Source organism: Actinomycetospora termitidis, assembly GCF_030286555.1.
Classification (GTDB): domain Bacteria; phylum Actinomycetota; class Actinomycetes; order Mycobacteriales; family Pseudonocardiaceae; genus Actinomycetospora; species Actinomycetospora termitidis.
The window spans coordinates 575,159-596,904 of sequence record NZ_JASVWF010000002.1 but is presented as its reverse complement, the minus strand read 5'-3'; the positions used below and the strand labels follow the sequence as shown (position 1 = coordinate 596,904).

At 74.9% G+C, this 21,746-nt stretch carries 21 protein-coding genes; 8 read left to right on the top strand and 13 right to left on the bottom strand.

Annotated elements, in window-relative coordinates:
- The first annotated feature begins 4 nt into the window (after positions 1 to 4).
- A complete protein-coding gene (locus tag QRT03_RS10730; RefSeq protein WP_286052716.1) occupies positions 5 to 187 on the top strand; it encodes a hypothetical protein in 183 nt (60 codons plus the stop codon).
- 66 nt (positions 188 to 253) lie between these two features.
- Here QRT03_RS10730 and QRT03_RS10725 read toward each other — a convergent pair whose 3' ends face one another.
- From QRT03_RS10725 to QRT03_RS10710, 4 genes are read right to left on the bottom strand one after another with little or no spacing between them, the layout of a single operon-like run.
- Positions 254 to 616: a DUF3037 domain-containing protein gene (locus tag QRT03_RS10725; protein ID WP_286052715.1), complete on the bottom strand. Its 363-nt coding sequence runs from the start codon at positions 614 to 616 to the stop codon at positions 254 to 256.
- The gene (locus QRT03_RS10720; RefSeq protein WP_286052714.1) at positions 613 to 1,365 is read right to left on the bottom strand and encodes a HipA family kinase; all 753 of its coding nucleotides are present in this window, start codon (positions 1,363 to 1,365) and stop codon (positions 613 to 615) included. The genes QRT03_RS10725 and QRT03_RS10720 overlap by 4 nt, the downstream gene beginning before the upstream one ends.
- On the bottom strand, positions 1,362 to 1,868 hold the full coding sequence (locus tag QRT03_RS10715; RefSeq protein ID WP_286052713.1) for a GNAT family N-acetyltransferase: 507 nt from the start codon (positions 1,866 to 1,868) through the stop codon (positions 1,362 to 1,364). The genes QRT03_RS10720 and QRT03_RS10715 overlap by 4 nt, the downstream gene beginning before the upstream one ends.
- Entirely contained in the window at positions 1,865 to 2,263 is a 399-nt protein-coding gene (locus tag QRT03_RS10710) for a VOC family protein (RefSeq protein WP_286052711.1), read from the bottom strand. The genes QRT03_RS10715 and QRT03_RS10710 overlap by 4 nt, the downstream gene beginning before the upstream one ends.
- A 31-nt stretch (positions 2,264 to 2,294) precedes the next feature.
- Between QRT03_RS10710 and QRT03_RS10705 the strand changes: the two genes are divergently transcribed.
- Entirely contained in the window at positions 2,295 to 3,014 is a 720-nt protein-coding gene (locus QRT03_RS10705; RefSeq protein ID WP_286052710.1) for a TetR/AcrR family transcriptional regulator, read from the top strand.
- Here the strand turns inward: QRT03_RS10705 and QRT03_RS10700 are convergent.
- The 4 genes from QRT03_RS10700 to QRT03_RS10685 all read right to left on the bottom strand — a co-directional run bounded on the left by QRT03_RS10700 (position 3,002) and on the right by QRT03_RS10685 (position 7,169).
- The gene (locus QRT03_RS10700) at positions 3,002 to 4,069 is read right to left on the bottom strand and encodes an alpha/beta fold hydrolase (protein ID WP_286052709.1); all 1,068 of its coding nucleotides are present in this window, start codon (positions 4,067 to 4,069) and stop codon (positions 3,002 to 3,004) included. The genes QRT03_RS10705 and QRT03_RS10700 overlap by 13 nt on opposite strands.
- Before the next feature lie 48 nt (positions 4,070 to 4,117).
- Positions 4,118 to 5,365: a sensor histidine kinase gene (locus tag QRT03_RS10695; protein WP_286052708.1), complete on the bottom strand. Its 1,248-nt coding sequence runs from the start codon at positions 5,363 to 5,365 to the stop codon at positions 4,118 to 4,120.
- Between the two features lie 218 nt (positions 5,366 to 5,583).
- Complete coding sequence (locus QRT03_RS10690; RefSeq protein ID WP_286053347.1) at positions 5,584 to 6,240, bottom strand: response regulator transcription factor; 657 nt, start codon at positions 6,238 to 6,240, stop codon at positions 5,584 to 5,586.
- Positions 6,241 to 6,284: 44 nt separating this feature from the next.
- Positions 6,285 to 7,169 carry a TIGR03621 family F420-dependent LLM class oxidoreductase gene (locus QRT03_RS10685; protein WP_286052705.1) on the bottom strand — a complete coding sequence of 295 codons (885 nt, stop codon included), beginning with the start codon at positions 7,167 to 7,169 and terminating at the stop codon, positions 6,285 to 6,287.
- 65 nt (positions 7,170 to 7,234) lie between these two features.
- On the opposite strand from QRT03_RS10685, the gene QRT03_RS10680 reads away from it, so the two are divergent.
- Genes QRT03_RS10680 through QRT03_RS10670 form a run of 3 tightly spaced genes read left to right on the top strand, consistent with a single transcriptional unit; the run spans position 7,235 to position 10,079 of the window.
- Entirely contained in the window at positions 7,235 to 8,263 is a 1,029-nt protein-coding gene (locus QRT03_RS10680; RefSeq protein WP_286052704.1) for a LolA family protein, read from the top strand.
- Entirely contained in the window at positions 8,260 to 9,222 is a 963-nt protein-coding gene (locus QRT03_RS10675) for an ABC transporter ATP-binding protein (protein ID WP_286052703.1), read from the top strand. Before QRT03_RS10680 ends, QRT03_RS10675 begins: the two co-directional genes overlap by 4 nt.
- Positions 9,219 to 10,079 (top strand): ABC transporter permease, encoded by an 861-nt coding sequence (locus QRT03_RS10670; RefSeq protein WP_286052702.1) that lies wholly within the window; start codon positions 9,219 to 9,221, stop codon positions 10,077 to 10,079. The genes QRT03_RS10675 and QRT03_RS10670 overlap by 4 nt, the downstream gene beginning before the upstream one ends.
- Before the next feature lie 15 nt (positions 10,080 to 10,094).
- On the opposite strand, the gene QRT03_RS10665 is transcribed toward QRT03_RS10670, so the two are convergent.
- Positions 10,095 to 11,531, bottom strand: coding sequence for an amidohydrolase family protein (locus QRT03_RS10665; protein ID WP_286052701.1), 1,437 nt, complete (start codon positions 11,529 to 11,531; stop codon positions 10,095 to 10,097).
- Between the two features lie 154 nt (positions 11,532 to 11,685).
- Between QRT03_RS10665 and QRT03_RS10660 the strand changes: the two genes are divergently transcribed.
- The 3 genes from QRT03_RS10660 to QRT03_RS10650 are packed head-to-tail and all read left to right on the top strand — an operon-like array spanning position 11,686 to position 14,469.
- Positions 11,686 to 12,561, top strand: coding sequence for a LysR family transcriptional regulator (locus QRT03_RS10660; protein ID WP_286052700.1), 876 nt, complete (start codon positions 11,686 to 11,688; stop codon positions 12,559 to 12,561).
- A gap of 49 nt (positions 12,562 to 12,610) precedes the next feature.
- A complete protein-coding gene (locus QRT03_RS10655) occupies positions 12,611 to 13,528 on the top strand; it encodes a fumarylacetoacetate hydrolase family protein (protein ID WP_286052698.1) in 918 nt (305 codons plus the stop codon).
- Positions 13,525 to 14,469 (top strand): MBL fold metallo-hydrolase, encoded by a 945-nt coding sequence (locus QRT03_RS10650; RefSeq protein WP_286052697.1) that lies wholly within the window; start codon positions 13,525 to 13,527, stop codon positions 14,467 to 14,469. The genes QRT03_RS10655 and QRT03_RS10650 overlap by 4 nt, the downstream gene beginning before the upstream one ends.
- Before the next feature lie 3 nt (positions 14,470 to 14,472).
- On the opposite strand, the gene QRT03_RS10645 is transcribed toward QRT03_RS10650, so the two are convergent.
- The 4 genes from QRT03_RS10645 to QRT03_RS10630 all read right to left on the bottom strand — a co-directional run bounded on the left by QRT03_RS10645 (position 14,473) and on the right by QRT03_RS10630 (position 21,702).
- Positions 14,473 to 14,862, bottom strand: a complete 390-nt coding sequence (locus QRT03_RS10645; RefSeq protein WP_286052696.1) for a nuclear transport factor 2 family protein — start codon at positions 14,860 to 14,862, stop codon at positions 14,473 to 14,475.
- Between the two features lie 24 nt (positions 14,863 to 14,886).
- Positions 14,887 to 15,564 carry a hypothetical protein gene (locus tag QRT03_RS10640; protein ID WP_286052695.1) on the bottom strand — a complete coding sequence of 226 codons (678 nt, stop codon included), beginning with the start codon at positions 15,562 to 15,564 and terminating at the stop codon, positions 14,887 to 14,889.
- Positions 15,561 to 18,788: an ATP-binding protein gene (locus tag QRT03_RS10635; RefSeq protein WP_286052694.1), complete on the bottom strand. Its 3,228-nt coding sequence runs from the start codon at positions 18,786 to 18,788 to the stop codon at positions 15,561 to 15,563. The genes QRT03_RS10640 and QRT03_RS10635 overlap by 4 nt, the downstream gene beginning before the upstream one ends.
- A 64-nt stretch (positions 18,789 to 18,852) precedes the next feature.
- On the bottom strand, positions 18,853 to 21,702 hold the full coding sequence (locus QRT03_RS10630) for a vitamin B12-dependent ribonucleotide reductase (RefSeq protein ID WP_286052693.1): 2,850 nt from the start codon (positions 21,700 to 21,702) through the stop codon (positions 18,853 to 18,855).
- Between the last annotated feature and the right edge of the window lie 44 nt (positions 21,703 to 21,746).

Here is a 21,746-nt window from a genome sequence, read left to right as displayed (position 1 = left end):
GAGCATGTCCAGCACATCGAGGCCCGAGCACGGCGCCGACTTCGTCCCGACCGAGGAACTCATCCGCCGGCAGGGGGTGAAGCCGCTGCCCCCGCTCGGCCAGCTCCCATGGGAGGACCCGTTCTCCTCGGACGAGGAGTACGCCGAGTTCCTCGAGGACTTGTACGAGTCACGCCGCCGTTCGTGAGCCGTACCTGCGGCGATTGTGACGTCCAGCGTCAGCATGGCCGCACTGCTGACACGGAGGGGGCGGCTACACGAGGCGCGCCAGGAGGCGGTCCACCTCGGCCTCCGGGTCGGCGGTGAGACCGGTGTGCACGGGCCCGGCCTGGACGACCGTCGACCGCGGCGCCGTGAGCCACCGGAACCGCTCCCCCGGCGACAGCACGCCCGCCGGGCCCTCCCCCGCGACGGTCCGCGGCCAGGCGCGCACGGCGGCGGACACCTCGTCGACGTCCAGCTCCGGGAAGACAGCGGCCAACCTCTCGCCGTCCAGCGCGAGTCGCATCGTCAGCACCACGGCGTGCCGGCAGTAGAGCAGCACGCCGACGTTCAGGCACTCCCCCCGATCGACGCGCGGGACCACCCGCAGCGGGGCCCACTCGTACGTGTTCACGGGGCCCACGACCGATCCGCGGCCCGCGCGAGCAGGTGCTCGACGTACGCCTCCCGCGCCTCACCCGCCGTCGGGAAGTCGCTGTCGAAGCCTCCGACGAGCCAGTCGTCCGGCACCTCGGCGACGGCCTCCTCCAGCATCGACCGCGTCACCAGACCAGCGAGCGACGCGTCCGCCGCCGCCCGCCCACCCGCCGTCGTGAAGGGCAGGAGCACGTGGTCGGACGCGTCGTAGGCGCGGCCGACGACCGATGCCGCGCGCGCCCACGAGTGGTGGAAGTACAGGCAGGCGCCGTGGTCGATGCACCACAGCTCGCGGTGCCAGCGCAGCAGGTTGGGGTTGCGCCAGGAGCGGTCGACGTTCTCGACGAACGCGTCGAACCACAGGATGCGGGACGCCTCGTCGTCGGAGACGGAGTGCGCCACCGGATCGAACCCCAGAGCGCCGGGCAGGAAGTCCATCCCGAGGTTGTCGCCGCCGGAGCGGGCGAGCAGCTCCTGGACCTCCCAGTCCGGCTCGGACTGCGCCACCACCGGGTCCAGTTCCACGACGACGAGCTCGGGCACGCGCAGCCCCAGCGCCCGGCCGATCCCGCCCGCGACGATCTCCGCGATGAGCGCCTTCACGCCCTGCCCGGCACCGGTGAACTTGACGACGTAGGTCCCGAGGTCGTCGGCCTCCACCAGCCCGGGCAGCGACCCGCCCTCGCGCAGCGGCGTCACGTACCGGGTGGCGACGACCCGCTTCACCGCAGGTCCAGCGCGTACCAGACCTGGGCGTGCCGGTTCTCGTTGTACGACTCGGTCTCCACGAACCCCGCGCGCTCGTACAGCGTGCGGGCCTCCATGAGGTCCGCGCGGGTGTCGAGCACGAGCCGTGCCCGCCCGGCCTCGCGCGCCCGCCGCGTCACCTCGGCGAGCAGCATCTTCCCGACGCCGAGCCCGCGCGCGGCCGGGGCGGTCCACATCCGCTTCACCTCGGCCGCGTCGCTCGGCACGTCCGGCCCGCGGTACCGCAGCCCGACGCAGCCGAGGACGGTGCCGTCGGGGTCGGTCGCGAGCAGGAAGACGCCCTGGGGCGGGACGAGTCCCTCGTCGTCGGGGTACTCGGCCATGAACGCGTCGACGTCGGAGTCGGTGCCCGGCCGGCCCTCGAAGCGCCCGAGGATGTCCCGGAGGTAGCCCCGGAGCGCGCCCAGACCGGGCTCGACGTCGGGGCGCGTCTCGTGGAGCGTGATCGTCGGGACGGTCATCCCGCCATTGTCTCTCCCGGCCCGTTCCAGTCGACGAGCTGGACCACCACACCGTTGGGATCGCGGGTCTGGAACGCCCGCTCGCCCCACTCCTCGACCGTCAGCGGCATCGTGATCTCGACGCCCTCGGACTGCAGGCGCGCGAGCTCGCCCTCCAGGTCGTCGACGACGAACGCCAGGATCAGCCCCTGCGCGAGCACGTCGCGCTGCTCGGGCGGCATCGTCTCGAGGCCCGGCGCGAGGTAGACGACGTGCACGCCCGCGTCGTCCCGTGTCAGCGACGCGAAGCCGGGCGCGCTCATCGCCTCGGTGAAGCCGTAGTGGTCGACGAGGAAGCGCGCGGACGCCTCCGGGTCGGGGACGACGAGGCTGACGGCGGTGTCGGTGATGCGCACTCCATACAGCGTACACCGTAAGCTGTACGACGTGAGTGCAAGTGTGATCCCCCTGCTCTGGCGGACGGCGCATCCACCCCGCCGCGGGCCCTCGCGCGGGCTGTCGGTCGACGCCATCGTTCAGGCGGCGACCCGGCTGGCCGACGCGTCCGGGCTCGAGCCCCTGACGATGCGCGCCCTGGCCGGCGAGCTCGGCGTCGCACCGATGACGCTCTACACCTACGTGCCCGGTCGGGCGGAGCTGCTGGAGCTGCTCGTCGACCACGCCGTCCTGACGATGGCCCGGCGCGGGTTCGACGGGCTCGGGTGGCGGGAACGGGTCTCGGCGGTCGCCGAGGACAACCGGGCGCTGCACCGGGCGCACCCGTGGGTGGCGGCCGTCGACCCGGCGCGGCCGGTCCTGGGTCCCGGGACGATGGCCAAGTACGAGCACGAGCTCGCCGCCTTCGACGGCTGCGGGCTGTCCGACGTCGACCGCGACGCCGCGCTGACCTTCGTCCTGGACTTCGTGACGGCGTCCGCGCGGGCTGAGGCGCGGTCGTCACCGGAGACCGACGAGGCGTGGTGGGCCGGCGCGGGGCCGGTGCTCGCGGCGGTGATGGACCCGTCGTCCTACCCGCTGGCCGCCCGCGTGGGCACCGCCGCCGGCGAGGCGCAGCGCAGCGCGCGCCACCCGGACCACGCGTGGGCCTTCGGGCTGGCGCGCGTGCTGGACGGGCTGGCGGCGCTGGTCGAGCCTCAGATCGTGTAGCCCGGACTCGACAGCATCTCCGTCATCACCGCGCTGATCCGCTCGGTGTCCTGCGGGCGCAGGCCGAACATCGCGAAGTGCCCGGCCGGCGTGTCGATCACGCGGAGCTCGCCGTGCGGGAGGTGGCCGGCCTCGTTCTCGCAGTCCTCGACCGGGAAGAAGCTGTCCCCGCCGAACGGCACGACGAAGAAGTGCGCGGTGATCCGGCCGAGAGCGGCGGGGAGCGAGCCACCGGCGTGCGGCGAGATGTCGCCCGCCCACCACTTGTTCGCCTGGGTGATGAGGTTGTTCGGGTCCATCGGGGCGAAGTAGCCGCGGATGAAGCTCTGCCGGAAGTCGTTCGAGGTGGCGAACCCGAGCGCACGCCAGTGCTCGCCGCGGTACCACTCGTGCGTGAAGCCCTCGAGCGAGAAGGCGATCGCGTGCCGGCGCAGGCCGAGATGGACGTCGGCGGAGTCGGTGTAGAAGCCGTCGGCGAACGCCGGGTCGGAGCGCAGCAGCTCGAGGTGCAGGTCGATGAAGACCTGGTTGTGCACCGGGGTCTTCGCGGTCCCGGCGAACGCGGCGGCGCGCGGCACCATGTCGGGGAAGCGCACCGCCCACTCGTAGGTCTGCTGCGCACCCATCGACCAGCCCAGCACGGCGTGCAGCTGCTCGACCCCGAAGCGCTCGCTGACCAGGCGGTACTGGGCGAGGACGTCGTCGGCGATCGCAACGGCGGGGAACTGGCCGCGGTCGAACGGCGCGGGGGTGTTCGACGGCGAGCTCGACAGCCCGCCGCCGAGCTGCCCGGGGCACACGACGAAGTACTCGTCGGTGTCCAGCGGCTTCCCCGGCCCGATGTAGTCGTCCAGCGACGACGGGGTCCCGGAGTACATGTGCGGGAAGAGGACGAGGTTGTCCTTCACCGCGTTCAGCGTCCCGTGCGTGCGGTAGGCCAGCGTCGCGTTCGGCAGCGTGTAGCCCGACTGCAGGACGAACCCGCCGAGGTCGAAGTACTCGTGCTCGCCCTGCTGGGCGTGCGAGTAGTAGCCCTGCCGGTCGGTCCCCGTCATCGCGGCCTCCACACGCCGAGTCGATCTCCCGGGCGGAGGGTAGAGGCGTCAGCGAGCAGCGGGCCAGCGGACGGCCAGACGCGCCCCGCCGTCCGGGGAGGCCGCCGCGCGGACGGACCCGCCCCGGCCCTCCACCAGCCGGGCCACCAGCGCCAGCCCCAGCCCCGAGCCGGTGACGCCCGCGGCCGCCTCGACCCGGGTGAAGCGGTCGAACACCCGGGCGCGTTCGGCCTCCGGGATGCCGGGTCCGTCGTCGTCGACGATCAGCCGCACCCACGCCCCGGCCGGGACCGCCGACACGTGCACCACCGACCGGGCGTGCTTGCGGGCGTTGCCGAGCAGGTTGTCCAGCACCAGGCCGACCTCGGCCGCGGTCGCCGCCGCGTGCACCGCCACGGGCACCCACGTCGTCACGACCGGCCCCTCCCCGTCCTGCCGGCCCACCGCCTCGGTGACCGCCGCCGCGAGGTCCACCGACCCCGTCGGCGCCCGCTCCCCGCCGTCCGCGCGGGCGAGCGCGAGCAGGTCGGTGACCAGGGCGGACAGGCGCTCGGCGTCACGGGCCACGGTCCGCCACGCCTCCCGGTCCTCCTCCGTGCTTCCCGACGACGGGTAGGCGACGGCCACGTCCGCCGTCGCACGGAGCGAGGCGATCGGCGAGCGCAGCTCGTGCGCCGCGTCGTCGGAGAAACGGCGCAGGCGGTCGGCGGCGTCGTCGCGCCGGGCGAGCAGGGCGTTGATCTCGACGGCGAGCGCGGCCAGCTCGTCGCGCGACGGCGGCACCGGCAGGCGCTCCCCCTCGCCCGTGGCCGCCGCGGCCGCGCGCAGCCGTCCGACCGGACGCAGCGCCGCACCCGCCGCGAGCCACGCCGCTCCCGCGAGCACGGCCGCCGCGACGACGACCCCAGGCAGGAACCACCCCGCGGCTCCCCCGAGCAGGGCGGCGGCGCCGACGAGGTCGCGCGAGGCGAGGACCAGGCGCTGGCTGCCGTCCGGCAGCGTCACCGGCACCGCGACCCACCGCCGCGGTTCGCCCGGCCCGGTCACCGTGATGGGCTCGCCCGCGCCCAGCGCCCGGACCGCGGGGTCCGCGAGCGGGACGGGTCCGCGGCCGTCGACCGGGGTCCCGGCGACGTCGGTGACCCGCAGCCCGACCGGCACCGGGCCGCCGTCGATCACCGCCTGCCGCGCGGTCGTCGCGCGGTCCCGGAGCTCCCCGTCGCCGGCCTCGACCACCGCGTCCAGCAGCAACCCCGCCCCGAGCCGCGACAGGGCGAGCAGCACCACGAGCGCCACGAGCCCGACGCCGAGCGCGATCCGGGTCCGCAGCGCCCGCCGGGCCCACCACCCGGCGAGCCCGCCACCACCCCGGTCCGACCGAAGGGCACCCTCGCTCGATCTACCCGCCGAAGGGCGCCCCTCGCCAGTGCCGCGCGCCCCGCCCCCCGTCGACCGAAGGGCACCCTCGCTCGATCTACCCGACCGAAGGGGCCCTTCGCTCGAATCGGGGGCCGTCACGACGGCAGGTCGACCCGGTACCCGCGGCCGCGCTCGGTCACGACGAGCCCGTCCGCCCCGACCGCCGCGAGCTTGCGCCGCAGGTAGCCCACGTAGACCTCGACGACGTTGCGTGCGGCGGCGCCGTCGCCCCACACGGCGGCGAGCAGCTCGTCCTTGGTGACGACGGCCCCGGGCCGGGCCGCGAGCGTGTGCAGCACGGCGAGCTCGCGCGGGGCGAGACCGAGCTCGCGCTCGTGCCACGTCGCCCCGTGCTCCTCGACGCGCAGCGGGCCCCGCACCAGGGTCGAGGTCGCGGGTGCCCGCCGGCGCAGCATCGCCCGGAGCTGCGCGACCAGCACGACGAAGGAGAAGGGCTTGACGAGGTACCCGTCGGCGCCGAGGTCGAGCCCGTCGGCCTGGTCGACCTCGCCGTCCTTGGCCGAGAGCAGCAGCACCGGGGTCTCGTCGCCCTCCGCGCGCAGCCGCTCGAGCACCCGGTAGCCCGAGAGCCCGGGCATGACGATGTCCAGCACGATCGCGTCGAACCCACCGCCGAGCGCCTCGGCGAGGCCCGTCGGACCGTCGCCGGCCGCGACGACGTCCATGCCCTCGGCGCCGAGCCCCCGCGTGAGCGCAGCCCGCACCCCGGGCTCGTCGTCGACCACCAGCACGCGCGGCACGAGCGCGACCGTAGTCCGGATCCGCTGTGGACCTCTCAGCTCGCCCGGTAGGCGGCCAGGACCTCGCCGAGCGCGGACATCGACGGTTCGTGCGTGGTGACGGACGTCAGGCCGTAGCGCACCCGCCGTCGTTCCAGTTCCTCGGCCGCGTCCGCCGCGGACGGGGCGAACAGCACGAACGGCGTGTCGAGCAGCTCGTCCACGGTGATCCGGTCCCCGACGGCCGCGGCGAACTCCCGGGCCGCCGCCTCGGGCTCCCGGTCGACGACGACGCTCTGCAGCAGGAGGTCGGTGCGGTACGACCGGCCGGCGGCGCGCTCCCGGATCTCGGCCACCCGCCGGTCGGTCTCCTCGGCGGAGACGACGGTGAAGGTGCCCATCCGCTGCCCCCGCACCTGACGCAGACCGGCCAGGCCCACGATCTCCGCCTCTCGTGCGGCGACGTCGAGCGCCCGCTCCGACATCGCCCCGATCATCACCGGGACCGGCTCCTGCACGGGGCGCGGCGCCATCGCGGGGTCGGCCAGGCGGCGGCGCAGGTCGGCCACCAGCTCCGTCATGGCGGCCACCCGCCCGGGGTGGTCGTGCCAGGGCAGGCCGGCGTCGTCGTGCTCGCTGCGCATGTGGCCGGCCCCGATCCCGACCTCGATCCGCCCGCCGGTCAGCACGTCCGCCGTCGCCACCTCGCGCGCGAGCAGGGCCGCGTTCCAGAAGCCGGCGTTGAGCACGTACGTGCGCAGACGCAGCCGGTCGGAGACCCCGCCCGCGGCGACCAGCACGGCGAACGGGGAGGCGGCCCCGACGTGGTCCGGCGCCGCGAGCACATCGACGCCGAGGGCGTCCACGCGGCGGACGAGCTCCGCGAACTCCACCGGCGGCGGGCACGAGAACAGGTTGACGCCGAACTCCAGGGACTCCATGACGCCGAGCGTGGCAGGTCGCGCACCTGTGAACCTCTCAGGACGACCGCCGCAGGATGGTTCCCATGAGGCGCAGATGGGTCGGGGCAGCAGGGGCGGTGGTGGCGGCCGGGGCCGTCGCCGCCGGGGTCGTCGGGATCGGCGGGACGGCCGCGGCACAGCCGCAGCTGCCGCCGGTGAGTCCGGAGGACCTCGTCGCCTCCGTGATGACGGCGCAGCCGGGGCCGTTCAACGGCACCGTCGGCATCGACAACGAGCTCGGCCTGCCGGCGCTGCCGGGCGCGCCGCAGCTCGGCAACGGCTCGCAGTCCGCCCGCATCTGGTCCGGCGGCGACGGCAAGGGCCGGGTCGCACTGCCCTCCGGCGAGGGTGAGAAGACGCTGGTCTCCGACGGCACGACGCGGTGGGCCTACGACGCGACCGAGCGCACCGCCACCCGCTCCACCGGCGGCGCACCGGAGCAGAAGGACCCGCAGAGCGACCCCGCGGGCGCGGCGACGCAGATGATCGGCGAGCTGCGGAGGACCAGCCAGGTCGCGGTCGACGGCACCGCCGAGGTCGCGGGGCGGCCCGCCTACCAGCTCGTCCTCACCCCGCAGGCCTCCGAGCGCACGCTGCTGCGCGAGGTCCGGGTCGCGGTCGACGCCGAGAAGCGCATCCCGCTGCAGCTCACGGTCCTCGCGACCGGCTCCGCGACGCCCGCCCTGCAGGTCGGGTTCGACGACGTGACCTTCGGGCCGCAGGACCCGTCGCTGTTCACCTTCACCCCGCCGCCCGGCATTACGGTGAAGGACGCGCCCGCCCGCGAGGGACGCCCGGACGACCGCCAGGGCCCGCCGCCCGGCACCCGCACCGTCGGCGACGGCTGGGACCGCGTGATCGTCGCGCAGCGCCCGGCCCAGCAGCCCGGTCAGGAGCAGCAGCGCCCCGAGGGCGCACCGGACCTGAACGCGCTCGGCTCGCCCGTGAGCGGCCCGTGGGGCAGCGGCCGGCTGATCTCGACCGCGGTCGGCACCGCGATCGTCACCGACGACGGCCGGTTCGCCGCCGGCGCGGTGCCCGAGCAGGTGCTCACCGAGGCCCTCGCGCGATGACCGCCGCGACCACCGCACCCGCCGTCGGGAAGGAGTCCCTTCCCGACGCCGGGGCGGCGCCGGCCGCGCGGGTGCGCAACCTGCGCAAGACGTTCGGGAACGTCGTCGCCGTCGACGGCGTGGACCTCGACATCCCGGCCGGGTCGGTGCTCGGGATGCTGGGGCCGAACGGGTCCGGTAAGACGACGCTGATCCGGATGCTGCTGGGCCTGACCCGCCCCACCGCCGGCCGGGTCGAGCTGCTCGGCCGTGACCACGACCTCGCGGCCGCCCTCCCCGACGTCGGCGCGCTGGTCGAGGGACCGGGCTTCCACCCGTTCCTCTCGGGTCGCGACAACCTGCTGCGCGCCGCCGCCACCGAGCCCCGGCTCGACGGCGACCCGCGCGGCCCGGTGGACGCGGCGCTGGAGCGGGTCGGGCTCGCCGACGCGGCCCGCCGTCGCTACCGCGGCTACTCGCTGGGGATGAAGCAGCGGCTCGGCCTGGCCGCGGCCCTGCTGGTCCCGCGGAGGCTCGTCGTGCTGGACGAGCCCACCAACGGGCTGGATCCGGCGGGCACCCGCGACGTGCGGCGGGTCGTCGCCGAGCTGCACGAGGCCGGCACCACGGTCCTGCTGTCCTCGCACCTGCTCGCCGAGGTCGAGGCGGTGTGCAGCCACGTCGCGGTGCTCCAGCACGGGTCGCTGCTGGTCTCCGGCGAGCTCTCGTCACTGCTGGAGGCGGGCGCGGGCGAGCTGGTCGTCACCACCGACGACCCGGCCGCCGGCGTCGTCGCCCTCCGCGCCGCGGGCGCCGGGGCCTACCACCGGGACGGCGGCGTCGTCGTGCCGGCGGGCACGCTGTCCCCGCCCGAGGTGGTGGCCGCGCTGGTGCGTGCCGAGGTCGGGGTGTGGGAGGTGCGCCGGGACCGCGCGCACCTGGAGGAGCTGTTCGCCCGCCTGACCGAGGAGGACGCGTGACCGCCACCCTGCCCGCGCCGTCGCGTGCCGCGTCCCGGTCGCACGCCCCGCTGAGCCGCCTGGTCGCCGCCGAGCTGCGGTGGGTCCTGCGCCGCCCGCGCACCCTCGTGGTGCTCGGCCTGCTCGCCCTGATCCCGGTCGCGGTGGCCATCGGGATCGCGGCCGCGGGCGCCCCGGAGTCGGGACGCGGACCGGGGCTGATCGCCCAGGTCGCGGGCAACGGGTTCGTCCTGCCCGTGGTCGCCCTGGGGCTGGCCCTGACCCTGCTGCTGCCACTGGCCGTGGCCAGCGCGGCCGCCGACGCCGTCGCCGGGGAGGCGGCCGCGGGCACGCTGCGCGGGCTGCTGATCTCCCCGGTCGGGCGGATGCGGCTCGTCGTCATGAAGTCCGCCGGGGTCGTGACGGTGGCCGTGCTCGCCGTCGTGATCATCGCGGTGGTCGGGATGGTGGCCGGGACCGTCGTGGTCGGCGGGCCCGGCTCGCTCATCACCCTCTCCGGGACGACGCTGGGCTTCGGCGAGGCGCTGGGCCGGATCGCGCTGGTCGCGACGTGGACCGTCGGGCAGCTGCTCGCCGTCGGCGCGGTGGCCCTCGCGATCTCCACGCTGACCGAGCACCCGCTGGTCGTCCTCGCCTCGGTGCTCGGCGGGATGATCGTGTTCGGCGTGCTGAGCGCGATCCCCGCCCTCGAGTGGCTGCGGCCGTTGCTGCTGACCACGGGCCTGACCGCGGGGACCGACGTGCTGCGCGACCCGCTCCCCCTCGACGGGCTCGCCTCGTCGTCGCTGCGGGCGCTGGTCTACGTCGTCGTCGGCATGACGATCACGGTGGTCCGGATGCGCCGCCGGGACGCGTAGCTCACCGCACCGCCTTCACCCCACCGCCTTCTCCGCCTCCGCGTGGAAGCCGCGGGCCACGGGCTCCAGCGCCTCGAACGCGCCGGGCGGGGTGCCCGGGAGCTCGCGGCCCGCGTCCCGCACGCGGCCGAGGATGGCGTCCGCGGCGGTGTCGGCCTCCACGGTGAGCCGCGGCAGGTCGACCCCGACGAGGGCGCCGTCGCGCTTCACGACGCGGCCGTCGACGAGCACCGTCGCGACGTCGGCGGCCGTCGTCTGGAAGACCAGGGTCGCGTACGGGTCGATGCGGGGATGCTGCTCGAGCGCCCCGCCGCCGACGAGCTGGAGGTCGGCCCGCTTGCCCGGGGTGAGCGAGCCGATCCGGTCGCCGAGCCCGAGCGCGTCGGCGGCGTTCACCGTGGTCCAGGTCAGCGCCTCCTTCGCGAGTGTGGTGACCCGCTCCGGCATCGCGCCCGCCCGGTTCACCGCCTCGGTGGCCTCCCACCGCGTGAGGCCGAGCCCGAAGCGCATCTCGTGCCAGAGGTCGCCGGAGTTCAGCGAGATGACGTCCGCGGACAGCGTCGGCGCCAGACCGTGCCGGCGGCACCGCTCGAAGACCGGGCGTCCCATGCCCATGTTCAGCTCCGTCTCCACGGAGATCGACACCTTGCCGTCGCTGCGGACCAGCGCCTCCCACTCGGCGTCGTCGAGGGTGTTGCAGTGCACGTGGACGATGTCCGGGCCCAGCAGCCCGGCCGCGTCCAGCTCGACGATCCCGCCGGTCAGCACGCTGCCCCACACGCAACCGGTGTGGTTCACGATCAGCGCGCGGCGCTCGCGGGCGGCGGCCAGCTCGGCGACGGTGCGGTCCCACGGCAGGCCGAACAGCTCGGACAGCGAGACGCCGAGGGTCAGCAGGCCGTCGTCCGTCGGGAACCAGGTGTCGGCGATCCGGTGGAAGTCGGCGATCCGCGCGTCGTGCTCCCCGAACCGCGACGCCTCCGGGGAGCTCTCGAAGAAGCCGTAGCAGAACGCCGCCCGGACCCCGGCGTCCTGGAGCCCCAGCACCGCGCCGTCGCTGTGGTCGGGGGTGTTGTTGCAGTGCGAGAAGTCCAGCAGCGTCGTCACCCCGGCGTTGAGGGCGTCGAGCCCGCCGAGCCGGTTCCCGAGCCGCACGTCGTCCGCGGTGAACGCGGGCGAGATCGCGAGCCGGATGCCGAAGTAGTAGTCGCCGAGCGTCCAGTCCCCGCAGATCCCGCGGGCCAGCGACTGCCACGTGTGCCGGTGCGTGTCGATCAGGCCGGGCAGCACGAGGTGGCCGGTCGCGTCGATCACCTCGGCGTCGTCGGCGGGCAGTGACGGCGCGACCGCCTCGATCACGCCGTCCGAGACCAGGACGTCGCCGGTCGCGAGGTCGCCGAGCGCGGGGTCCATCGTCAGGACGTGTCCGCCGCGGATCAGGGTGCGTGCCATCGGGTGTCTCCTCCGGGGGTCGGGTGGGAGCCAGCGTGGCGAGGGTCCGACCGGCGAACATGTCCCGTTCCGGTTCCGATCGCGGGTCCCGACGGCGGGTGCGGCGCCGTAGCATCGCGCGACGGCTGCCCGGTGCACGGCGAGGTGGTGGGACATGGACGTCCGAGCCCTGCGGTACGCGGTCACGCTCGCCGACACGCTGCACTTCGGCCGGGCCGCGCAGGTCCACTTCATCGCCGCCCAGCCCTTCGGGCGCCGCATCCAGGCCCTCGAGCGCGAGCTCGGGACGCCGCTGTTCGCCCGCACCAGCCGGCGGGTCGCGCTGACCCCCGCCGGCGAGCGGTTCCTCCCGCGCGCCCGTCAGGTGCTCGCGGACCTCGACGCGCTCGTCGACGGGGTGGACGCCCGCCGCGACGTGCCCGGGGTGCTGCGGATCGGGGTGCTCGGCTTCGGCCTGGCCGACCTCTGGCCGCACGTGTGGGACCTCGTCGGGGCCCGGTGCCCGGACCTCGTCCTGGACACCGTCGAGCTGACCTGGGCCGACCAGTACGACGCCGTCCGCTCCGGCGAGGTCGACCTCGCGCTCGTCCACGACGTCGGCGGCGCGGACGACCTGGCGATGGACCGGGTGCTGGTCACCGAGCGGGTCGCGGTCGTCCCGGTCGCCTCCGACCTCGCCGAGGCGGACCGGCTCTCCGGGGCCGACGTCGAGGGCCGCCGGCTGGTCTCCCCCGTCGGCGCCCAGGCCGGGCTGGCCGCGTGGGGCGAGGGGGTCGGGCGGGGCCGCGTCACGGTCCGCTCGCCGGCGGGGGTCGCGACGGCGGTGGCGACCAGCGGCCGGCTGGGCCTGCACGCGGAGCCCGCCCGGCGGTTCTTCCCGCACCCCGGGGTGCGCTACGTCCCGATGGACGGCCCACCGGCCACGGTCGCCGTCGCGAGCCGGCCGGGCGACCGGCGGGACGCCGTGGGTGTGTTCCGGGCCGCGGCGCGGGCGGTGGCGGAGGTGGATCGGAACCGGATCGGGACATGATCGTGGGCCGGCCGCGGAGCACGCTGAGGAGCCGACGAGAGGAGCGTGCATGCGCTGGAGCAGCTGGTCCGAGCCCGACGGCACCGTCCGGACGGGGGTGTGGCAGGGCGAGCGGCTGCACCCGGTGCCCGGGCCGACGGGGCTGGTCGACCTGCTCGGTGACGACGGCTCGCGACTGCGCGCCGCTGCGGACGACGCCCTGGCGGGACCGGCTGTCGACCCCACGACGGTGACGCTGCTGCCCCCGGTCCCGCGGCCGCCGTCGATCCGCGACTTCATGGCCTTCGAGGAGCACGTCGTCACCGCGAGCGCCGCGATCGGGCTCGAGGTCGACCCGCTCTGGTACCGCCAACCGGTCTTCTACTTCACCAACCCGGCGTCCCTGCGCGGTGCCCACGACCCCGTCGCCGTCTCCCCCGGCAGCGCCGCGTTCGACTACGAGCTCGAGGTCGCGGCGGTGATCGGGCGGGAGGGCTCGGACCTGGATCCCGACGAGGCCGTCGGCCACGTCGCCGGCTACGTGCTGTTCTGCGACTGGAGCGCCCGGGACCTGCAGGGCGAGGAGATGAAGCTCAACCTCGGCCCGGCCAAGGGCAAGGACTCCGCGTCGAGCTGCGGGCCGTGGATGCTCACGCCCGACGAATTGCCGGCGGCCGCGGCGATGAGCGCGTCGGTGAACGGCACGCCGTACAGCGCAGGCCGCCTCGACGCCCTGTACTGGTCCTTCGGCGAGATGATCGCCTACGCCTCACGCGGGACCCGGGTCGTCCCGGGCGACCTGATCGGCAGCGGCACCGTCGGGACCGGCTGCATCCTCGAGCTCTCCCGGGTGCACGGCGCGGACGCCTACCCGTACCTCGTCCCCGGCGACCGGGTGCGGCTCGAGGTCGACGGCCTCGGTGCCGTCGACGCCCCGATCGTCGCCGGAGCGCCGGTCCGCCCCCTCCGGAAGGAAGCCGCCGCATGAGCGCGCACACCCACGACATCACCGTCCCCGGCCCGCCGCGGCTCGAGGAGGTGTCGGACGGGATCCACGCCTACATCCAGCCCGACGGCACCTGGTGGATCAACAACACCGGATTCGCGGTCGGCCCGCAGGGCGTGGTCGCGGTCGACTCGTGCTCCACGGAGCGGCGGACCCGCGGCTTCGTCGACGCGATCGCGTCGGTCACGTCGGCCCCGATACGGACGCTGGTCAACACCCACCACCACGGCGACCACACCTGGGGCAACGCGCTCTTCGGCACCGCCACGATCGTCGCCCACGAACGCGCCCGCGAGGAGATGATCGCGTTCGGCCCGCCGCGCGAGCTGCCGTTCTGGGAGAACCCGGAGTGGGGCGCGCTGCCGCTGGACCCGCCGTTCCTCACCTTCACCGACCGGGTCGCGCTGCACGTCGGCGACCTGCGCGCGGACGTCCTGCACGTCGGGACACCCGCGCACACGACCAACGACTCGATCGTCTGGTTCCCGGAGCGTTCCACCCTCTTCTGCGGCGACCTCGTCTTCAACGGCGGCACGCCGTTCCTGCTCATGGGGTCGGTGACCGGGGCGATCGACGTCCTGGAGCACGTGATCGCTCCGCTCGGCGCCACGACGACGGTGCCCGGCCACGGCCCGGTGTTCCACGACCGGGCCCCGCTCGACGCCACGCTGGACTACCTGCGGTTCGTGCTGGACCTGGCCGAGCGGGGCCGTGCGGCCGGGGTGACACCGCTGGCCGCCGCGCAGGACACCGACCTCGGCCGCTTCGCCGACTGGCCGGACGCCGAACGCATCGTCGGGAACCTGCACCGGGCCTACGCCGAGCTCGACGGGCTCGCGCGGGGCGGGTCGATCGACGTCATGGCCGCGCTGGCCGACATGGTGACCTGGAACGGCGGCCGGCCGCTGACCTGCCTCGCCTGAGGCCTACCCCAGCGCGGCGAACAGGGGCGCGAGCTGGCCGGTGTCCACGTACTCCTCCAGCCGCGCCGCCCGCCCGTCCTGCACGTCGATCACCATCGCCGCCGGGGCGCGCAGCGTCGACCCGTCGGGCAGCGTGCCGGTGAGCACGTAGCGCGCGATCCCGGTCCGCTCGCCGTCCCCGGTCGCCCGGATCCCGCTCATGGTGAAGTCCGGGACGGCCGCCCGGATCGCCCGCAGCGTGTCGAAGGTGCCCGGCACGGTCGGCGCCTCGAGCTCGTCGAACGAGTGCCAGGTGATCGCCCCGGGCGCGAACAGGTCGTCCGGCGGCTCCGGGGTGTCGGTGGCCGCGAGGGCCTCGAGGACGCGCTGGGCCACGGTCGTCGTCGTTGACATGGTCGTCGATCGTGCGGGTTCCCCTCACACGGTGTCGAGGGCCCCTTCCCGACGGCGGGTCGGGGCGGCCTTGTCCGTCCGCCCCGAGCGGGCGGCGCGGATCGCGAGGACGCCGAGCGCCACGGTGCCGACCGCCTCGAACAGCTCCACCTGCAGGCCCGTCAGCACGGGCGCCTCCGGCAGCGGGATCAGCACGCCGACCGCCGACAGGACGAACGCCCCGCCGACCCACCACGGGATCCCGGACGAGCGGCGCACCAGCGCGATCCCGGTCAGCAGCACCCCGGCGACGAAGACCAGCCCGCCGACCGCCTGCAGCAGCGCGAACGAACCCGACGCGACGATGCTCCCGTCGTCGGGAACGACCTGCGGGAGGTCGCGGGCGACGAAGCCCTCGACGACGAGGTGCGACTGCGCGGAGAGCGCGTTTCCGACGAAGTACAGCGTCAGGCCGACCACGCCCAGAACGCCGACCCGCGGGGCGAGCCACGCGGTGACGGCGGGCAGCCCGAGCATCAGCAGGATCGCGCCGCCGTAGAGCAGCAGGTAGGCCGGTGGACCGCCTGGCGAGGTGATCGACGCGGCGGAATGGGACTGCCCGTCCACGACGGGGTGCAGCATCCCGCCAGCGAGGCCGGTGATGCCGGACGCGGCGAGGGCCGCGCCGCCGAGGGTGAGCAGGTGGCGGTGGGTGATCGTCATGGCGGGGACGATGCGCCGCCCCACTTGCGAGCGACTTGCGATCGGTCGAGCAGGCCCCGGGCCTCCGCGAGCCACTGCGGGGCGTCGAGTCGTCGGGCGAGCGCGACGGCCGCCTCCGCCGCCGGGCGGGGGTCCTCCCCGAGGGTGGCCGCGGCCCGCGCCAGCACGAGGTCGACCGGGCCGAGGACGAGCTGGCCGTTCCCGGTACGGACGAGCTGACCCGCCCAGGGACGCAGCTCCTCGCGGGTGCGGCGCACGACCGCGTCGTCGCCCAGCCGGCAGGCGGCCACGCACTGGAACGCGGTCTCCAGCAGCCACGTCGCCTCCCGCGGGTACGGCGGGAGCGGCCACAGCGCGCGGGCGTCGTCCTCGCGCCCGGCGTCGAGCAGGGCGAGCACCCGCAGCACGGCGACGAAGCCGCCGCCACCCGCCGTCGTGATCGCCTCCAGCTCGGCCAGGGTGACCGAGCAGTCCCCGGCCGCGGCCGCGACCGTCGTCATCACCCAGGCGCGGATGACCGGGCCGTTCGGGTCCCCGGAGGCGGTGATGCGGGCGGTCAGCTCGTCGAACGCGGCGCGGGCGGCGTCGACGCGCCCGTGGACGAGGTCGAGCGTCGCCGCGAACACCGCGACGGACAGGGCGAGGACGGGGAGCTGTCCGGTGCCCGCGGTGGCGGTCGCGCCGTCGAGGTGGGAACGCGCCGCGTCGAGGTCGCCGCGCCCGACCGCGGCGGCGGAGAGGACGAGGTGGGCCAGGGCGCGGTGGTCGCCGAGGCGGGCCCTGGTCGCGACGGCGAGCATCTCCTCCCCGACCCGGCGCTGGTGGTCGGGGTCGGCGACGGCGAACGTGTGCAGGTGGGCGACGGCGAGCGCTCGGCAGAGCAGGCGCGGGTCGTCGAGCTCGCGGGCCAGGACGAGGGCCTCGTCGCCGGCCGCGCGGCCCAGCTCGACCAGCCACGGCTGCGACTCGTGGGCCAGCGCGAGGAGCAGTTCGGTCCGCAGGCGACGGTCGGAGGGGTCGACCAGGCCGAGGAGCTCCTGCAGGCGCGCGATCGCGGCGTCCTGCTCGTCCAGCGCCGGTCGCGTCGCCCAGAGCGCGACGACGTCCCAGCTCCAGACCCACGCTTCGTCCGTCGGGTCGCCGGTGCGTCGGGCCTCGTCGATCGCGCGGTGCCGCTCGGACAGGGCGCCGACCAGGTCGCCGGAGGCCGCGAGCGACCGCACCAGCTCGCGGTGGACCCGCAGGCGCTCCGCCGTGCCACCGGCGCCCAGGTCGAGCGCCCGGAGCGCCGCCCGCCACCAGCGCACCGCGTCGTCGACCGCCCCGGCGTCGTGGGCGCTCGTCGCGCCGGCCACGAGGTGGGGCAGCGCGCGGCTCGCGGAGGCACGGTCCAGGGCGAGCTCGGCGTGGTGGGCGAGCCCGTGGACCCGGTCCGGGTGCCGGCTCTCGAGCGCGTCGAGCAGGGCGCGGTGCAGACGGGCCCGGCGCAGCGGCGGCATCCGCGCGGCGACGGTGTCGCGGACCAGCGCGTGGGTGAAGCGCAGTGCGGGGTCGCTCTCGAGCAGCCCGGTGACGAGGCCCGTGTCGAGGTCGTCCAGCAGCTCGTCCTCGGTCAGCGGCCCCCGCAGGGCGTCGACCTCGAGCATCAGGTCCACGTCGACGTCCCGGCCGAGCACCGCGGCCCGTGTCAGGGTCGCGACCGCCCGGGCGGGCAGCCGGGCGAGGCGCCGCCCGAGGACGTCCCCGACCCCGGACGGCAGCCCACGGGTCGCGACCTCGTCCCCCTCGCTGCGCACCAGCCCGCCCAGCTCCCGCAGGAACAGGGCGTTGCCGGCCGCCCGGGCCAGCAGCGTCCGCCAGGTGCGGTCCGCGACGTCCCGGCCGGCGGCGCGCCGCAGCAGGCGCCGCGCGGACTCCGGGTCGAGACCTCGGAGGTGGATGCGGTCCCGGGTGTGCGTGGCGAGCAGGGCGAGGGTGGCCCGCAGGTCGTCGGACACCTCGTCGTCGCGGTAGGTGGCGACGACGAGCACCGGGACGTCCCGGCCCGCGACCAGGTGGCGCAGGACCTGCAGCGTCTCGCCGTCCGCACGGTGGACGTCCTCGCAGACCACGACCGCGTCCGCACCGAGGGCCCGCTCCACGGCCGTGGCGAGGCCGAAGGGGTCGGACGCGGTCGAGGCGGTGCCGGTGGCGCGGGCGACGAGGTCGCGCCAGGCCCAGCCCGGCGGCGCGCCGTCGACCTCGGGGCAGCGGGCGCGGTGCACCTCCGACCCGGCGTCGGCCACCTCGCGCGCGAAGCGTTCGGCCAGCGCGGACTTACCGACCCCGGCCTCGGCGGCGACCCACACGATGCCGGCCCGGGTGGGTCCGGCGTCGCGGGCCCGGTGCAGGCGGGCGAGTTCGTCGACGCGGCCGAGGAAGGCGTCGTCGGGGGTCTCGACGACGGGTGGGGCGGGTGGCCGGGGAGGCGCGACGACGGCTCCCCCGGCCAGGATCGCGTCCTGCGCGGCGTGCCACGGCGCACCCGGGTCCAGCCCGAGGTCGTCGGCCAGGCGGGTGCGGTGCTCGCGCAGCACCGTCAGCGCGTCGCCCTGCCGACCGGCGGCGGCCAGGGCCCGGGCGAGCAGCGCCGTCGCGCTCTCCCGCAGCGGTTCGGCGCGGACGAGGCCGCCGAGGACCTCGAGGACGTCGGCCGGTCGCCCGACCGCCAGGGCCGCCTCCCCGGCGATCTCCGCGGCCACCGCGTGGACCTCGGCGAGCCGGGCGATCTCGTCCGCGGCCCAGGCCTCGTCGGCGTAGGCGGCGAACGGCGTCTCGGAGCGGCCCTCGCGGGATCGGAGGGCCAGGGCGAGCGCCTCGGCGGGGTCGGCGGCGGCGCGTGCCGCGTCGACCGTCCGGACGGTGTCCCAGACGTCGACCTGCTCGGGCCGGAGCGCGAGCCGGTACCCGGGCGCCGCGCTGACCAGCACCGTGGCCGGGGTGCGCGGCGCGCGGTCGGGCTCGAGCTGGCGCCTCAGGTGCGAGACGTAGGCCTGCAGCGCCCCGAGTGCCTTCGGCGGCGGCCCGCCGGACCACAGGTCCTCGATGAACCGATCGGTCGACACGGTCCGCCCGCGAGCCGCCACCAGCATCCCCAGCACGGCCCGCTGCCGGGGTCCGCCGAGATCGAGCGGACGGCCGTCGATCGAGGCACGGACGTCGCCGGACACGTCGACGCGGAGCACCGGTTCAGGTTACGGCGGGGGCGGGAGGGCGCCGGCCCTCCCGCCCCACGCCCGGGGAGCGGACTCAGCTGCAGCCGCTGGTGGAGCCGCAGCCCTCGCAGACGTAGCACGACCCGGCGGGCCGCATCTTCGTCCCGCAGGTCAGGCACAGCGGCGCGTCGGCCGCCTTGCCCTGCTGCAGTTCGAGCAGCTCCGTGGAGCTGCCGACGGACACGTCCGCCTTGCGCGTCCCGGCGGGTTCGGCCGGGGACTCGGCGGGGGCGTCGACCGTCGAGCGGAGCTCCTCGACGACCTCGACCGGGGCGGCCGGGGCCTGCCCGTAGTCGTTCGCGACCTGTGCGGTGCGCTCGTCCGCCGAGAAGATGCCGAGCTGGGCCCGCTTCTCGTAGGGCAGGTGGTCGAGGGCGATCCGGCGGAACAGGTAGTCGACGATGCTCGTCGCCATCCGCACGTCCGGGTCGTCGGTCATGCCCGCGGGCTCGAAGCGCATGTTCACGAACTTCGACACGTAGGTCTCCAGCGGCACCCCGTACTGCAGCGCGATGGAGATCGCCATCGAGAACGCGTCCATGACGCCGGCGAGCGTCGACCCCTGCTTCGACATCTTGACGAAGATCTCGCCCAGGCCGTCGTCGGGGTAGGAGCCCGCCGTCATGTAGCCCTCGGCGCCCGCCACCGCGAACGACACCGTCTCGCTCGGGCGCTTCTTCGGCAGCCGCTTGCGCACCGGGCGGTGGTCGGTGGTGGCCACCTCGGCGCCGGTGCTCGACTCGGTGGTCGCGCCACCGGACTTCCCGGTGGACAGCGGCTGTCCGACCTTGCAGTTGTCGCGGTAGATAGCCAGTGCCTTGAGGCCGGACTTCCAGGCCTCGAAGTAGATCTCCTCGACCTCCTCGACGGTGGCCCGCTCGGGCATGTTCACCGTCTTGGAGATGGCGCCGGAGATGAACGGCTGGACCGCCGCCATCATCCGCACGTGACCCATCGGCGCGATGGCCCGCTCGCCCATGGCGCAGTCGAAGACCTCGTAGTGCTCGGGGCGCAGGCCCGGGGCGTCCACGACGTGCCCGTGCTCGGCGATGTACTCGACGATCGCCTCGATCTGCTCGCCCGGGTAGCCGAGCGCAGCCAGCGCCCGCGGCACCGTCTGGTTGACGATCTGCATCGAGCCGCCGCCGACCAGCTTCTTGAACTTGACCAGCGAGAAGTCCGGCTCCACCCCGGTGGTGTCGCAGTCCATCATGAAACCGATGGTGCCGGTGGGGGCGAGCACGCTGGCCTGGGCGTTGCGCCACCCGTTCCGCGCCCCGATCTCGAGGCCGTCCTGCCACTGCTCGGTGGCCGCGTCCCGGATGCGGGCGTCCTCGCGGTGCAGCGTGCGGATCGCGTCGTTCGCGGCGGCGTGCTTGCGCATGACGCGACGGTGCGCGTCGGCGTTGCGGGCGTACCCGTCGTAGGGCGCGACCGCGCCGGCGAGCTCGGCGGAGCGCCGGTAGGCGGTCCCGGTCATGAGCGAGGTGATCGATGCGGCGAGCGCCTGGCCGCCCGCGGAGTCGTACGCGTGGCCGGTGGCCATCAGCAGGGCGCCGAGGTTGGCGTAGCCGATGCCCAGCTGGCGGAAGGCCCGCGTGGTGTCCCCGATCTCGGGGGTCGGGAAGTCGGCGAAGCAGATCGAGATGTCCATCGCGGTGATGACGAGCTCGACCGAGCGCGTGAAGCCCTCGACGTCGAAGCGGCCGTCGTCGCCGAGGAACTTCATGAGGTTCAGCGACGCCAGGTTGCAGCTGGAGTTGTCCAGGTGCAGGTACTCCGAGCACGGGTTCGACGCGGTGATGCGGCCGGACTCCGGCGAGGTGTGCCAGTCGTTGATCGTGTCGTCGTACTGAAGGCCCGGGTCCGCGCACTCCCACGCGGCCTCGGCCATCTGCCGGAACAGGCCCTTCGCGTCGACGGTGTCGATGACCTCGCCGGTCATCCGGGCGCGCAGTCCGAACTCGCCGTTCGACTGCACGGCGCGCATGAACTCGTCGGAGACGCGCACCGAGTTGTTGGCGTTCTGGTACTGCACCGACGCGATGTCGGCGCCGCCGAGGTCCATGTCGAAGCCGGCGTCGCGCAGGACGCGGATCTTCCGCTCCTCGGCGCGCTTGGTCTCGACGAACTCGGCGATGTCGGGGTGGTCGACGTCGAGCACGACCATCTTCGCGGCCCGCCGCGTGGCGCCGCCGGACTTGATGGTCCCGGCCGAGGCGTCGGCGCCGCGCATGAACGACACCGGCCCGGAGGCGGTGCCGCCGGAGGAGAGCAGCTCCTTGGAGGAGCGGATGCGCGAGAGGTTCAGGCCGGCCCCGGAGCCGCCCTTGAAGATCAGGCCCTCCTCGCGGTACCAGTTCAGGATCGACTCCATGGTGTCGTCCACGGAGAGGATGAAGCACGCGCTGACCTGCTGCGGCGACGCCGTGCCGACGTTGAACCAGACCGGCGAGTTGAAGCTGAAGTACTGGTTGAGCAGCATCCAGGTCAGCTCGTCGGAGAAGACCTCCGCGTCGCGCGGCGTGGCGAAGTAGTCGTGCCGCGTGCCCGCCTCGGTGTAGCTGCGGACCACGCGGTCGATCAGCTCACGCAGGCTCGACTCGCGCTGCGGGGTGCCGACGGCGCCCCGGAAGTACTTGCTCGTGACGATGTTGGTCGCGTTCACCGACCACGTCGCGGGGAACTCGACCCCCCGCTGCTCGAAGTTGACCGAGCCGTCGCGCCAGTTGGTCATGACGACGTCGCGACGCTCCCACTCCACCTCGTCGTACGGGTGGACCCCGTCGGTGGTGTGCACGCGCGTGATCGACAGGCCGCGACCGGTGGCGCTGCTGGGCGCCGACCCGTTCGTGCTCGTGCCGGACCCGACGGTCTCCGTCATGCGTTCCTCGCCTCCTGCACCGGGGACGCTTCCCCACGATCCGG

Excerpts from the sequence above, each read along its gene's own strand:
- QRT03_RS10730 (WP_286052716.1), top strand. The coding sequence starts at position 5 with ATGTCCAGCACATCGAGGCCCGAGCACGGCGCCGACTTCGTCCCGACC.
- QRT03_RS10715 (WP_286052713.1), bottom strand. The coding sequence starts at position 1,868 with ATGACCGTCCCGACGATCACGCTCCACGAGACGCGCCCCGACGTCGAG.
- QRT03_RS10700 (WP_286052709.1), bottom strand. The coding sequence starts at position 4,069 with ATGACGGGGACCGACCGGCAGGGCTACTACTCGCACGCCCAGCAGGGC.
- QRT03_RS10685 (WP_286052705.1), bottom strand. The coding sequence starts at position 7,169 with ATGGAGTCCCTGGAGTTCGGCGTCAACCTGTTCTCGTGCCCGCCGCCG.
- QRT03_RS10680 (WP_286052704.1), top strand. The coding sequence starts at position 7,235 with ATGAGGCGCAGATGGGTCGGGGCAGCAGGGGCGGTGGTGGCGGCCGGG.
- QRT03_RS10675 (WP_286052703.1), top strand. The coding sequence starts at position 8,260 with ATGACCGCCGCGACCACCGCACCCGCCGTCGGGAAGGAGTCCCTTCCC.
- QRT03_RS10665 (WP_286052701.1), bottom strand. The coding sequence starts at position 11,531 with ATGGCACGCACCCTGATCCGCGGCGGACACGTCCTGACGATGGACCCC.
- QRT03_RS10660 (WP_286052700.1), top strand. The coding sequence starts at position 11,686 with ATGGACGTCCGAGCCCTGCGGTACGCGGTCACGCTCGCCGACACGCTG.
- QRT03_RS10655 (WP_286052698.1), top strand. The coding sequence starts at position 12,611 with ATGCGCTGGAGCAGCTGGTCCGAGCCCGACGGCACCGTCCGGACGGGG.
- QRT03_RS10650 (WP_286052697.1), top strand. The coding sequence starts at position 13,525 with ATGAGCGCGCACACCCACGACATCACCGTCCCCGGCCCGCCGCGGCTC.
- QRT03_RS10645 (WP_286052696.1), bottom strand. The coding sequence starts at position 14,862 with ATGTCAACGACGACGACCGTGGCCCAGCGCGTCCTCGAGGCCCTCGCG.
- QRT03_RS10640 (WP_286052695.1), bottom strand. The coding sequence starts at position 15,564 with ATGACGATCACCCACCGCCACCTGCTCACCCTCGGCGGCGCGGCCCTC.
- QRT03_RS10630 (WP_286052693.1), bottom strand. The coding sequence starts at position 21,702 with ATGACGGAGACCGTCGGGTCCGGCACGAGCACGAACGGGTCGGCGCCC.